Origin of the sequence: Actinoplanes missouriensis 431 (genome assembly GCF_000284295.1) — a bacterium.
GTDB lineage: Bacteria > Actinomycetota > Actinomycetes > Mycobacteriales > Micromonosporaceae > Actinoplanes > Actinoplanes missouriensis.
This window is the reverse complement of sequence record NC_017093.1, coordinates 3,971,480-3,984,254: the sequence shown is the minus strand read 5'-3', so window position 1 is coordinate 3,984,254 and position 12,775 is coordinate 3,971,480. Positions and strand designations below refer to the sequence as shown.

Below are 12,775 nucleotides of genomic sequence, written 5' to 3'. Positions count from 1 at the left end.
ACTTATCTCAGCTCGTCGTACTGTTCCTGCGCCGCTCGCATGGTGTTGATCTCACCCTCCAGCAGTTCGATCAGGTTTACCAGCTGGGCGGCGACGCGTTGTCCGAGATCGGTCAGGCTGTACTCCACCCGCGGCGGGATGGTGGCCTGCACCTCGCGCCGGACCAGGCCGTCGCGTTCCAGCGACTGAAGCGTCTGGGCGAGCATCTTCTCGCTCACGCCGTCGACCTTGCGGCGCAGCGCGTTGAATCGGAACGACCCCTCGTGCAGGGCGGCGAGAGCGAGGGTGCCCCAGCGGCCGGTCACGTCGGTCAGCACGCCCCGGGACGCGCAGTCACGGGCGAAGACGCTCGGGATCAGGTCATCAACCGGGTCGCTCATGAGAAAGACGATACCGTCTCGGAGTTGGCACTTTCAAAAAGTTAGTGCATGCTTCAACGCAGCACTCACCCAGAAGGAGCTCCCCATGACCACCATCGCCGTCACCGGTGCCACCGGCCACCTCGGCCGCCTCGTCGTCGACGCGCTGATCGCGCGGGGCGCCACCCCCCGCGACATCGTCGCCACGGTGCGCGACACCGCCAAGGCCGCCGACCTCGCGGCGCGCGGCGTGCAGGTGCGCGAGGCCGACTACGACCGGCCGGAGACCCTGGCCGCCGCGTTCGCAGGCGTCGACCGGCTCCTGCTGATCTCCGGCAACGAGGTGGGCAAGCGGCTCCCGCAGCACACCGCCGTGATCGACGCGGCGAAGGCAGCCGGCGTCGGCTTCGTGGCCTACACCAGCCTGCTGCGCGCCGGCAGCAGCCCGCTCGGCCTCGCCCCCGAGCACAAGGGCACCGAGGAGAAGCTGGCCGCGACGGGCATCCCGCACGCGCTGCTGCGCAACGGCTGGTACACCGAGAACTACGCGGGCAGCATCGCCGGGGCGCTCGCCACCGGCGCCATCGCGGGCAGCGCCGGCGACGGCCGGATCGCCGCCGCCACCCGGGCCGACTACGCCGAGGCGGCGGCTGCGGTGCTGCTCGCCGGCAACCCTGGCGTCTACGAGCTGGGCGGCGAGCCGTTCACCATGTCCGAGCTGGCCGCCGAGGTGGCGAAGCAGAGCGGCAAGCCGGTGTCGTACCAGAACCTGCCGGTCGCCGAGTATCAGAAGGTGCTGGTCGGCGCGGGTCTGCCGGACGGCTACGCGCAGATGCTCGCGGAGACCGACGGCCTGATCGTCGACGGACACCTGGACACCGGCAGCGACGACCTGGCGAAGCTGATCGGCCGCCCGGTGACGCCGCTGTCCGACGCCGTCGCGGCAGCGCTCAAGGGCTGAGCGGCAGCGCTCAAGGGCTAATCGGTGACGTCGGCGAACGTACCGGAAAGGGCTTTGATCGCGGCGTCAGCCGCGACCCGCAGTCCCAGGCCGCGCTCCCCCGCGCCGAGGCTGATCGTCCGCCCCCGGGTGCGTTCGTCGGCGATCACCGGCCACGCCGTCGCCGAGCCGAACGGCGTGATCGTGCCGCGCTCGTAACCGGTGGCGTCCTTGGCGGTCGCGGCGTCCGGCATGGAGAGCCGGTTCACACCGAGCAGGGTGCGCAGTTTCGGCCACGAGATCGACCGGTCGCCGGGGACGAGCACGAACAGGTACTCGCCCTCGGCCCGGCGCACGACAAGCGTCTTGACCAGGTCACGGACCTCGACACCCTGCACCCGGGCGGCCTCCTCGACGCTGCTCACCGGCCCGTGACGGACCACCTCGTGGGGGATTCCGGCGGCGGCTGCGGCTTCGATCGCGGGGGTCGACACAAGATCAGCGTAATAGGCTCGAACAGCATCGACGAGAGGGGAAAGCCATGACCGGGAAGCCGCGGCTGCAGCCAGGACCGGACCACCCGATCACGATCAAGCCCAGCACCGACCGGGTCGTCGTGACGGTCGCCGGCAAGGTGGTCGCCGACACCCGCAACGCGCTGCTGGTGCAGGAGGCGAACTATCCGCCGGTGCGGTATGTGCCGCTGACCGACGTGGATCAGTCCCTGCTGGAGCGGACCGCGACGACGAGTTACTGCCCGTACAAGGGTGAGGCCGGGTACTACTCGATCCCGGCCGGCGGGGAGAAGTCGGTGGATGCGATCTGGGAGTACACCGCGCCGTATGACGCGGTCGCGCCGATCACCAATCACGTGGCGTTCTATCCGGACCGGGTGGATTCGATCGACGTCACGCGCGATTAGGGTCGCCGGCGGCTCACGCGCGGATGGCGGATCGGACGGCGGCGATCTGGTAGCGGTCCGCCTCGTACGGCGTATACAGCGAAACGCGATCAATCGCCGTACCGAAGCGGTCCTTCAAGCCGGCGGCCACCGCTGCCGCGTCGCCCGCCACCGCGAACGCGTCGAGCACGTCGTCGGTGATCTCCGCGGCCATCTCCCCCCACTGCTGGCGCCGTGACAGCGCGGTGAGCCGGTCCGCGAGATCGCCCCATCCGTGCAGCTCGAGCACGGGACGGTAGGCCGGAGTGGACGCGTAGAAGGCGATCTGCCCGCGTACCGCCTGCTCGGCGCGGGCCCGCGCTGCCGGGTCCGCGCCGAGCACCACCATGGCGCTCATCTGCAGGGTGAACCCGTCGAGGCTGCCACCGCGCGCGTCGCGAAGACACGGCAGGATCCGCCCCCGCAGATATGCCGGACTGGTCAGCGGGTGCACGAGCAGACCATCCGCCACGCGCCCGGCCGTCGTGATCATCCGCTCGCCGACCGCCGCGACCTCGACCGGCGGATTGCCGAACGGATTCGGTCCCGGGTTGAAGAAGTCGGTCATCAGCGTGTGCTTGTAGAACTCGCCGCGGAACATCAGCCGGTCGCCGGTCGCCCACGAGTGCCAGATCGCTCGCAGCGCGCCCACGAACTCCTCCATCCGCGCGGCCGGGCGGCTCCACGGCATCGCGAAGCGTCGCTCGATGTGTGGTTTGACCTGCGACCCGAGCCCGAGCCGGAACCGGCCCTCGCTGATCAGCTGGAGATCGTTGGCGAGGACCGCGACATTCATCGGGTTCCGGGCGAAAGCGACGGCGATCGCGCTCTGCAGGCTGATCTGGGAGGTCGCGCGCGCGACGAGGGCGAGCGTCGTGAAGACGTCGTGCTTGGTCTCGGCCGCCAAGAATCCGTCATAGCCGACCTGCTCCGCCGACACGGCGGCCGTCTCTGCCTCGGCCGGTGAGGCCGCGACCGGCGCGGCGAAGTCAACCAACATCATTAATGACTATCAGAACGGGTACGCGCACCGCCTCACCAACCGCACTTAATCCGTCCCGTGGCTCTGCGCACCTGACGGGCGCGGTCCGGCGCGGCCCGCCGCCGGCCCCGTCAGTGGTCCGGCGCCACCGGACCCCGCCGACCCGCCGAAGGCCAGCCGGGACTGTTCGGAGGCCGGCCGCCATCCCGATGAGCCGGGAACAGTCCGCCGGAACACCGCTCCGCTCAGGACGCAGAGCACCGGAACGATCAGCAGAAAGGCGAGGAGCATGGGTGGAACATCGCCCGCGCTCCCAGATCGTACGGTGCCCCGTTCCGGCGGACCGGCCCGTGGCGCCGCCGGGGTCGTCAACGGTCGGCGGCCGCGCGGATGGCGGCTGCTGTCACGTCGGCCGCCACCACTCTCAGCATGTCCAGGTCGGCTGTCAGATCGCCGGTGGAGAGGGCCACCACCGCGTCGCCGTCGAAGCGCGAATGGGCCGGGTACAACGCCCTCGCGAAACCCGTGTGCCCGCTCTGCGCCAGCAACTGGCACTCCGTCTTGGTCAGGGCCGCATCGGTCAGCACCACCGCGATCGTCGTGTTGGTCATGCCGAACGGGTCGGACACCGGCTCGCCGCCTCCGCCGGTGACGAACAGCGGACTGCCGTCGGCGCCGATCACGTCGCCCCACGGGTTCGCCACGGCCACCACCGCTATCGACGCGTCGCCGCAGCGGCCGTGTGCCACGCCGAGACCGCCGGGCGCCACGCCGCCCCGCCATTTGCCGGATGTTGCGCCGGCGCCTGCTCCGACCGTACCCGATGTGAATGTGTCGCCGCGGAAGGCGGCGAGCGCGGCATCGCGGCCGGCCGACGCGGTGGGTGGCGTGGCCGCGACCGAGGCGTCGAAGATCGACATACCGACGACGATGGGGACCGGGCCGAGCGGGGTGGGAAAGCCCAGGCCGCGGGCGCGCAGCACCTCCATCACGCCGTCGGCGGCGGAGAGGCCGAACGCGGAGCCGCCGGAGAGCACCACGGCGTCCACCCGGTCGACCGTCCGGATCGGGTCGAGCAGGGCGAACTCCCTGGTGGCGGGGGCTCCGCCGCGCACCTCGCCGGAACCGACGGTGCCCGGCGGCGGGAGGATCACGGTCACGCCGGTGCCGTCACCGGTCCAGTGCCCGGCCCACGCGGTCAGCAGTTGCGGTTTCATGAATCTCGACCCTACGCAGACGTTCCGTCCGGTTTTTCGTGGGTATGCAGGGCATCGCGATCACATACGGACGCCCGGAAAGAGAGAGCGATGCCTGAACCGACACTTCCCAGCCCGGCCGCGCTCGACCCTGCCGACTCGACGCCCCTGAAGGCCTCGCTCGCGCCCGAACGCGGCCTGCAGACCGGCGAGTACCTGACGAGCGGTCAGGGTGTGCGGCTGCCGGACACCGATCACTCCCTCAAGGCCGGCACGCGGGGACCGACCCTGATGGAGGACTTCCACCTCCGCGAGAAGATCACCCATTTCGACCACGAGCGGATCCCCGAGCGGGTGGTGCACGCGCGTGGCACCGGCGCCTACGGGGTGTTCACCGCGTACGGCAACGCCGCCTCCATCACCCGGGCCGGCTTCCTCGCCGAGAAGAACAAGCAGACCGAGGTCTTCGTGCGGTTCTCCACGGTCCTCGGCTCCCGCGGGTCCGCCGACACCGTGCGTGACACGCGCGGGTTCGCGACCAAGTTCTACACCGACGAGGGCAACTTCGACCTGGTCGGCAACAACATGCCGGTCTTCTTCATCCAGGACGGCATCAAGTTCCCGGACCTGATCCACGCCGCGAAGTGGCACCCGGACCGGGAGATCCCGCAGGCGCAGACCGCGCACGACACGTTCTGGGACTTCGTCTCGCTGCACACCGAGGCCACCCACCACGTGATGTGGGCGATGTCGGACCGGGCCATCCCCCGGTCGTACCGGACCATGGAGGGCTTCGGCGTCCACACGTTCCGCCTGGTCAACGCGGCCGGCGAGACGGCCCTCGTCAAGTTCCACTGGAAGCCGGTGGCGGGCGTGCACTCCCTCGCGTGGGAGGAGGCGCAGATCGCCGCGGGTGTCGACCCGGACTTCCACCGCCGCGACCTGACCGACTCGATCGACGCCGGCCTGTTCTTCGAGTACGAGCTGGGCGTCCAGGTCATGCCGGACACCCCGGACGAGACGTTCCAGGGCATCGACCTGCTCGACCCGACGAAGATCGTGCCGGAGGAGCTGGCGCCGGTGCAGCCGATCGGCAAGCTCGTGCTGAACCGCAACACCGACAACTTCCACGCCGAGACCGAGCAGATCGCCTTCCACATGGGCAACCTGGTCCCCGGCATCGAGGTCACCAACGACCCGCTGCTGCAGGCGCGGCTCTTCTCCTACCTGGACACCCAGCTGAGCCGGCTGGGCGGGCCGAACTTCAACCAGCTGCCGATCAACCGGCCGCACGCGCCGGTCAACGACAACCTGCGCGACGGCATGCACCAGAGCGTGGTGCACCGCGGCATCGCCCCCTACCTGCCGACGAGTCTCGGCAACGGCGCGGCGCCGGAGGCCACCCCGCCGGACAAGGGCGCCTACGTCCACCTGCCGAAGCCGGTCAAGGGCGAGAAGATCCGGGAGAACCCGGCCAGCTACGCCGACCACTACTCCCAGGCCGCGCTCTTCTACCACAGCCTCAGCCCGGTGGAGCAGGAGCACATGGTCGAGGCGTTCACGTTCGAGCTCGGCAAGTGCTACGAGACGCCGATCCGGGAGCGGATGCTGACCGTCCTCGCCAAGGTGGACGCCGGCCTGACCGCCAAGGTCGCCGCCGGTCTCGGCCTGCCCGCGCCGCAGGACACCACGCCCGCCGAGGTCGTGCCGTCCCCGGCGCTCGCCCAGGTCACCGACCGGGTCTGGCCGATCACCGGCCGGATCGTCGGCGTGATCGCCGGTCCGGGCGCCGACCTGGACGGGATCGACTCGCTGCGCACCGCGATGAAGGCGCACGGCGTGGTGCTGCGGGTGATCGCCCCGATCGGCGGGATCCTGGACGGCAAGGAGATCGTCGAGCGGACGTTCCAGACCGCGCGGTCGGTGGAGTTCGACGCGATCGTCATCGCCGGTGGCGCCGGCAAGCTCGTCGACCTGCAGGCCACGGTGCTGCTGCAGGAGGCGTTCCGGCACGCGAAGGCGATCGGCGCCTGGGGTGACGGCGAGCAGCTGCTGCTCACGGCCGGGATCGACCCGGCGGCCCCGGGCATCCTGCGCAGCGCTGACGCCGGTAAGGCGTACGCGGAGCAGCTCGCCGCCGCGCTCGGCAAGCACCGGGCCTGGGAGCGGATGCCGCTGCTCAAGCCGGCCGCATCCTCCCAGGGTTCCTGACGCTCTGACAGGCTCTGACGCTCTGACAGGCTCCTGACGCTCTGACAGGTGAAGCGACGACCGCGCCCCCGGCCTCCTGGTCGGGGGCGCGCGTTCATCGGAGTTGGCGCAGCACTCCCCGGGCCGCCGGGATCGCCGCGCCGAGCAGCACGATCAGCAGCGTGCCGGCGGTCAGCGCCAGCGGGGCGACGCCGGGCCGTCCGGGGAACGGCAGCGGGGGCGGCTCCAGCCCGGCGAGCGGCAGCGCCCAGCCGGTCAATGCCCACCCTCCGAGCGCGACCGCCGTCCCGGCGACCACCGCGAGCACCACCATCCACGGGTACGCCCAGAGCACCGCGCCCCGGGCCTCCCGGCGACCGAGCCCCTGCACCCGCAGCGCCGCCAGGTCCTCGGCCCGGCGCTGCCGGTCGACCGCCGCCGTGAGCACCAGCACCCCCGCCGCCAGGCCGGCGACCAGCACCGCGACTAGCACGAAGTAGCCGATCGCGACGGCCGGTCCCTGCCGGTCCAGCCGCCGCGCCAACTGCTCGGCGCGGACGTCGCCGACCACCTTCACCCCCTGGTCGCTCAGCCGGGCGACGATGTCGTCCGGCGCCGAGGCCGACAGCCAGACCTGCGCGCCGGTCGCCGCGGCGCCGTCGGCGGCGAGCCGGTCCGCGTACTCCAGGTCGACCAGGACGGCGGGGCTCCCGGCGGACGGCAGCGCGGGCAGCCGGGCGGCGATCGTGATCGGGATGTTCCGGTAGTCCAGGCCGGTGATCGTGCCTGGCCGCCCGCCGCCCGCGATCGCCACCGGCAGCGGGTAGGGCGTGCTGACCGGCTGCACGATCACCCCCTCGGGCAGGCCCTCCAGACCGGTGAGCGCGATCCGCAGCCCGTCCGGGCCGGCCGACAGCTCGCCGCCCGGCGAGGACCGCCACCGGGCCGGATCGCCGCCGCCCGCGGCCGGCCCGTGCAGGGTGATCACCCCGGTCACGTCGAGGACCGCGGCGCCACCGGCGATCTTCAGCGCGTTCAGCCGGCAGCCGGCCATGCACTGCGGCAGCCGCTGGCGGTAGGTGTGCCGCCCGTCCCGGAGCACCCCCATCGGCGTGACGACGTCCGGCTCGCCGCCGAGCGGGGTGAGCACCGCGTCCAGGCTGACCGCCTTGCCGGCCCGGAACTCGGCGGCGGTCAGGTCCAGGGCCACGTCGGCGCCGCGCAGCACCACCGGGTCCGGCGCCGGTGGGCGCAGCGACGCCGCGACCCGCGCCGGGTCCGATCCGGACGGCCACGCCGCGACCGCGGCGAGCCGGGTGGTGTCGACGGCCAGGGCCGGGCGCTCGCTCTCCGGCGTGACGATCGGGACCACGGCCATCGCCCGGACGCCGTCCGGGTCCACGGCGCGGACCGCGTTCATCAGCCGGGTCCGCCCGATCGGCGCCACGGTCAGCACCCGGTCGGCGCCGGTGCCGAGGCCGGCCTGCAGCTGCCGGCCGCGGGACGCCACGTCGGCCGCGCACGCGGCGTACCCGCTCACCGCCACCGACGCGACGAGCACCGCGAAGACCGTCACCGACCTCGGCTGCCGGGACAGCTGGTACCCGGCGAGCCCGCTGCCGAGCCGGCCCCGCGTGATCGACCGCCGCCCGAACCGCGCGACGAGCGGGCCGAGCGCCCGGGCCACCAGCAGCGCGCCCGCCACCATCACCAGCGCCGGCGCCGCCGCCCCGGCCCCGGCCACGCCACCGCCGGCGAGCAGCTGGGCCACGGCCGCCGCGGCCAGGGCGGCGACCAGCACGTCGGTGAGCAGCCCGGCGGCCCGGCCGGGACGCGGCGCCCGGCGCAGCAGCGTGGCGACCGGACGCAGCAGCGGGCGGCGCTGCGCCAGCACCACGGTCAGCGCGGCGGCGGCCAGGGCCAGCGGCGCGTACCTCAGCGACGCCGGATCCGGATCCGCCCCCACCCCCGGATAGCGCACCGCGACGGCCGCCGTGACCAGCAGCTGGCCGCCCACGACGCCGGCCAGCGCACCGGCCAGGACGGCGACCAGGCTCTCCCCGGTCGCCAGCCACCAGCGATGCCACCAGCGGGCGCCGCGCAGCGCGATCACCGCGGCTTCCGGGCGGCGGGCCTCGGCGCCGTAGCCGACGACCAGGAACAGGGTCAGGCAGGCGAGCAGGATCAGCGCGAGGGCGGGGACCGGGACCATGGCCCGGACCGCCTCCCGGCCGGCGTCGATGCGGTGCATCAGGGCCGGCATCGCGGTGGTCAGCGTCAGGCCGCCGCCCAGGTCCGCGACGTCGCGGTGCAGCTGGTCCAGAGCCGCGCGCACGGCCGGCAGCCGGTCCACGCCCATCGCGCCCGGCCCGGCCGAGCCGTCGATGGTGACCTGCACGTTGCGGCGCTGCATCGTGGACATCGAGCCCAGGCCGACGAACGCCGGCTCGCCGGGCCGGTCACCGGGATCCGCGGCGAAGTAGCCCTGCCGTCCCCAGTAGAGGGCGGCCGGCTCGGGAACCGTATAGATCCCGGCCACGAAGAGCCGTTTCGGGGCGCCGTCCGCCACGTACATCTGGAACTCGGGATCGGCGACGAACGTCGCGGAGCTCAGCGCGATCGAGTCACCGGCGGCCAGGCCGAGCCGGGCCGCGGTCTGCTCGCCGAGCACGACGTCACCGGCGCCGATCAGGCAGCGCCCGGTCACCATCCGCAGGTGGGCGCAGGCGTCCTGCCGGTAGACCAGCCGGGTGCGGTACCGGTCGTCCCGCTCGATGCCGACGGTCGGGTACTCGGCGGCGTAGACGTAGTCGAAACCGGGCAGCGAGACCAGCGCGCCGCCGGTCGACGACAGGTTGACCTGGCCGCCGCCGTCGGTGGCCGGATCGCCGATCTGCCCGGCGTTCTCGGTGAACCCGATCGTGACGGTTCGTTCCGGCAGGTCGGCGGCGGCAGCCTCACCGGCCGCGACGACCCGGTCAGCGGCGCGCACGTAGGCCGGCGCGGCCACCGCCGGGGCGACCGCCAGCGCGGTGAGCAGGGCCAGCACGACCGCCTGCCCGCGCCGGGCCCACACCATGGTCAGCACCAGCGCGATCATCGGGCCGCCGTCCAGCCGGTCACGGCGAGCACCAGGAGCGCCGCCAGCCCGGCGGTCAGCAGCGGAACAGGACCCAGCATCTCCGGTACGGCGAGAAGCCGCCAGCCGTCCGTGAAGAGCGAATCCGGTATCCCGGTCACCCACCGCGCCAGCATCGCGGCGAGCACCCCGCCGCCCGCCCCGGAGAGCGCGATCGCCGCGGTGCCGGTGTTCCGGGTCGCCGCCGCGGTCCGGCGGGACAGCCCCTGGGCGCGCAGCGCTCGCAGCATGACCCGGCGCGGTTCCCGGTCGACGGCGGCGGCGACCGCCGTGACCGCCGCCGCCACGAGCACCCCGACAACGGCGGTGAGCAGGGCGAACGGTCCGGCGGCGGTGGCGCCACGGGCGGGCAGGCGGCCGGCCCGCTCGCGAACCGAGTCGTCGGCGAGCAGGGTGAGACCGGCTCCGCGCAGCGCGTCCACCACGGACTCCGGCGCGTCCGGGGCCAGCCAAACCTGGGTCACCCCGCCCGGCGCCGCGTCGCCGGCCACCAGGCGCAGGGCGTTCAGGTCGGCCAGGACGCCCGTCACGCCGAGGACCGGCAGCACCGCCGGGGTGGCGGTGACCCGGACCGGGACCGCGCCGACACCGGCCGGTTCCAGGCGGGACTCGTCGAAGCGCCAGGTGGCCGGCGCCGGGCCGGCCAGGGAGACGGCGAGCGGCAGGGCGGTGTCGGCGGCGTACACGGTGTCCCGGCTGGTGCCGCCGCCCTCGCCGGGAGCGGCCGCGAGGGCCAGGCCGTCCGGTCCGCCGGCCAGCTCCAGGCCGGCGCCGCCGACGGCGGTGCGCCAGCGGGTGCTGTCCGCGAACGCGGCCGGGGTGAGCAGGGTCCGGTCCGGGCCGCGCTGCCGGAGCTCGTGCAGGGTGACCGGCGCGCGGTCGGGGGCGCCGTCCGGGCCGGGCAGGGTGGGCAGCTCCCAGCGGACCAGGCGGCAGCCGGCCGCGCAGCCGGTCACCCCGGCGGTGACGGTGTGCTCGCCGGGCGGGATCCGGCCGAACGGCACCCGAACGGTGGCACCGGTGTCCTCGGCACGCAGGACCGCCTCGAGGGAGGCGGCGATCGCGCGGCCGTTGTCCAGCCGGACCGCGAGGCGGGCGCCGTCGACCCGCAGCGGCTCGGTGGTGGCCCGCTGCGGGACGGGCTCCGGACCGTACTCGGGGCGCCAGGCGGCGACCGCCGGGGCGCGGGTGGCGTCGACGGCGAGCAGAGGCGGGTTGCCACCGCGGTCGATCACGGCGGCGGCCGCGTACCGGCCGGACGGGTCGGCCACCCGCACGGCGTGGGTCAGGGCGGTCCAGTTCGCGGCGCGCACGGTCAGCACCCGGTCGGCGCCCAGCTCGGCGGCGGCCCGGTCGAGGCGTGCCGCCCGGGACGCGCCGGCCGCGCCGAGGGCCACCGCGAGCAGCGCCACCGCCGCGGCGGTCAGCGCGAACAGCCGATCAGCGCCGGGCTGCCGCGACATCCGGACCAGGGTGAGGCCGGCGCCGAGGCGCCCGGACCGCAGCGCGGCGCCGCCGCCCCGGTCGGCTGCCCGGGCGATCAGGCGGGCCAGCAGCACCGCGACGGCGACCGCGACCGCCGCCGGAGCGAGAGCGCCGACACCGGCGTCCGGGCTGGGCGAGCGCGCCTGGTACGCGGCCGCCACCGCGACCGTGACGAGCAGGACGTCGACCAGGCCGGCCGCCCAGCCACGCCGGGCCGGCGTGACCCGCCGCAGCAGCGTGGCGACCGGAGCGCGGGCCAGCGCGAGATCCGCGACGAGCAGCGTGAGCAGGGTGACGACGGCGACGGTGGCGGCCGCGCCGGCGGAGAGCAGCGCGGCGCCCGCGTCCCAGGCCCCCTGCCCGGCGCTCGCCGCGCCCGTCATTCCCGCCGGTGCCTGGTCGAGGGTCGGTGGAGTGCCGGTGAGCAGGGTGGCGGCGACCGGGCCGGCGATCAGGCCGAGCAGGGCGCCGCCGAGGACGGCCGGGGTCTCCTGGCAGGCCAGCAGGGCGTGCAGGCGGGTGCGGGTGACGCCGCGCAGCCTCAGCAGACCGGCGTCCCGGCGGCGGTCCCGCGCGGTGTAGCGCCCGGCGAGACCGATCGCGAACCAGGCCAGCAGCAGCACCGGCACCACGGCCAGCAGGACGCCGCGGACCAGCCGTTCGCGTTCCCCGGACAACGCCGCCCGCAGCGGACCGGTCGGGTCGGTGACCGAGAACCCGCCCGCCGATTCCACCACCTCGCCGAGGTCGTATCCGTCGTCGCCGCGCAGCAGCGGCACGGGCAGCTCGGCGGCCCAGGCCAGCGTCGGCGGGCCGAGCGCACCGCCGGAGAACGTCGCGGGGACCGTGAAGATCGGGTCGAGGCCGCTCCCGGCCCGGAACAGCGGGTCCGCCCAGTATCCGGCGGACGGGTCGGCGAGCTGGTAGATCCCGGTCACCGTGATCGGCTCGGGGGCGGACTCCGGGTTGGCCCGCACGGTGACGCGGTCGTCCGCCCGTACCCCCAATCGGCGTGCGGTCTCCGTGGAGAGCGCCCCCTCCCCGGCCTGTGCCGGGCAACGCCCGGCCAGCCGGACCTGATCGCAGAACCCGTCCCGGGAGACGACCCCCACCTGGTCCCTGCCGCCACCCGGGATGTCGATCGTGCTGCGCAGGGCCAGCCCGAGAACCGGCTGCGCGCCCGGCATCGGCAGGGCGGAGGCGACGGCGTCGCGGAACGCGTCGAGCGCGAGGACCGGATCGCCGGCCGAGCCGTCGCCGGCCTGATGCACCGTGACCATGCGGTCGCCGGCCGGCACCGCGCCGATCGCCGCCTCCGCGGTCCGGGCGTCGGCGAGCCGCACGTACCAGGGCGCGGCGGCGGCGACCGTGGCCGGCAGGGCGGTCAGGATCAGCAGCGTGAGGGCCTGCGCCGCACGGAACCGCACGGCCCCGGCGACGATTCTGAACATGCGGCAGCGCTCCCCCGTGTCGTCCTCTGAGGACAGCCTCACGCCGCGCGCGGCTCCCGTCTGTCCCGCCGCCGCAGACCGTTATCCCTCCGA

The 12,775-nt window shown here is 74.2% G+C and carries 8 protein-coding genes and 1 pseudogene; 3 read left to right on the top strand and 6 right to left on the bottom strand.

Annotated elements, in window-relative coordinates; translation table 11 throughout:
• Window positions 1-2 precede the first annotated feature (2 nt).
• A complete protein-coding gene (locus tag AMIS_RS18680; protein WP_014443908.1) occupies window positions 3-380 on the bottom strand; it encodes a winged helix-turn-helix transcriptional regulator in 378 nt (125 codons plus the stop codon).
• Between the two features lie 85 nt (window positions 381-465).
• On the opposite strand from AMIS_RS18680, the gene AMIS_RS18675 reads away from it, so the two are divergent.
• Window positions 466-1,320: an SDR family oxidoreductase gene (locus AMIS_RS18675; RefSeq protein WP_014443907.1), complete on the top strand. Its 855-nt coding sequence runs from the start codon at window positions 466-468 to the stop codon at window positions 1,318-1,320.
• A gap of 17 nt (window positions 1,321-1,337) precedes the next feature.
• On the opposite strand, the gene AMIS_RS18670 is transcribed toward AMIS_RS18675, so the two are convergent.
• The gene (locus AMIS_RS18670) at window positions 1,338-1,793 is read right to left on the bottom strand and encodes an aminoacyl-tRNA deacylase (RefSeq protein ID WP_014443906.1); all 456 of its coding nucleotides are present in this window, start codon (window positions 1,791-1,793) and stop codon (window positions 1,338-1,340) included.
• Window positions 1,794-1,840: 47 nt separating this feature from the next.
• Here AMIS_RS18670 and AMIS_RS18665 point away from each other — a divergent pair, with 47 nt between their 5' ends.
• Window positions 1,841-2,221, top strand: a complete 381-nt coding sequence (locus AMIS_RS18665; RefSeq protein WP_014443905.1) for a DUF427 domain-containing protein — start codon at window positions 1,841-1,843, stop codon at window positions 2,219-2,221.
• 13 nt (window positions 2,222-2,234) lie between these two features.
• Here the strand turns inward: AMIS_RS18665 and AMIS_RS18660 are convergent, their stop codons facing one another.
• Window positions 2,235-3,239 (bottom strand): TIGR03617 family F420-dependent LLM class oxidoreductase, encoded by a 1,005-nt coding sequence (locus AMIS_RS18660; RefSeq protein WP_041831008.1) that lies wholly within the window; start codon window positions 3,237-3,239, stop codon window positions 2,235-2,237.
• A 350-nt stretch (window positions 3,240-3,589) separates the two neighbouring features.
• Window positions 3,590-4,438, bottom strand: a complete 849-nt coding sequence (locus AMIS_RS18655; RefSeq protein WP_014443903.1) for a P1 family peptidase — start codon at window positions 4,436-4,438, stop codon at window positions 3,590-3,592.
• Window positions 4,439-4,510: 72 nt separating this feature from the next.
• Here AMIS_RS18655 and AMIS_RS18650 point away from each other — a divergent pair.
• Window positions 4,511-6,628 (top strand): annotated as a pseudogene (locus AMIS_RS18650) (catalase); the annotation flags it as partial.
• A 94-nt stretch (window positions 6,629-6,722) separates the two neighbouring features.
• Here the strand turns inward: AMIS_RS18650 and AMIS_RS18645 are convergent.
• Together AMIS_RS18645 and AMIS_RS18640 are read right to left on the bottom strand one after the other, a co-directional pair.
• Entirely contained in the window at window positions 6,723-9,707 is a 2,985-nt protein-coding gene (locus tag AMIS_RS18645) for an FtsX-like permease family protein (protein WP_014443901.1), read from the bottom strand.
• Complete coding sequence (locus AMIS_RS18640; protein WP_014443900.1) at window positions 9,704-12,682, bottom strand: hypothetical protein; 2,979 nt, start codon at window positions 12,680-12,682, stop codon at window positions 9,704-9,706. The genes AMIS_RS18645 and AMIS_RS18640 overlap by 4 nt, the downstream gene beginning before the upstream one ends.
• Window positions 12,683-12,775 lie beyond the last annotated feature (93 nt).

Coding starts and splice junctions, on each gene's coding strand:
- AMIS_RS18680 (WP_014443908.1), bottom strand. CDS start 380: ATGAGCGACCCGGTTGATGACCTGATCCCGAGCGTCTTCGCCCGTGAC.
- AMIS_RS18675 (WP_014443907.1), top strand. CDS start 466: ATGACCACCATCGCCGTCACCGGTGCCACCGGCCACCTCGGCCGCCTC.
- AMIS_RS18665 (WP_014443905.1), top strand. CDS start 1,841: ATGACCGGGAAGCCGCGGCTGCAGCCAGGACCGGACCACCCGATCACG.
- AMIS_RS18660 (WP_041831008.1), bottom strand. CDS start 3,239: ATGTTGGTTGACTTCGCCGCGCCGGTCGCGGCCTCACCGGCCGAGGCA.
- AMIS_RS18655 (WP_014443903.1), bottom strand. CDS start 4,438: ATGAAACCGCAACTGCTGACCGCGTGGGCCGGGCACTGGACCGGTGAC.
- AMIS_RS18645 (WP_014443901.1), bottom strand. CDS start 9,707: ATGATCGCGCTGGTGCTGACCATGGTGTGGGCCCGGCGCGGGCAGGCG.
- AMIS_RS18640 (WP_014443900.1), bottom strand. CDS start 12,682: ATGTTCAGAATCGTCGCCGGGGCCGTGCGGTTCCGTGCGGCGCAGGCC.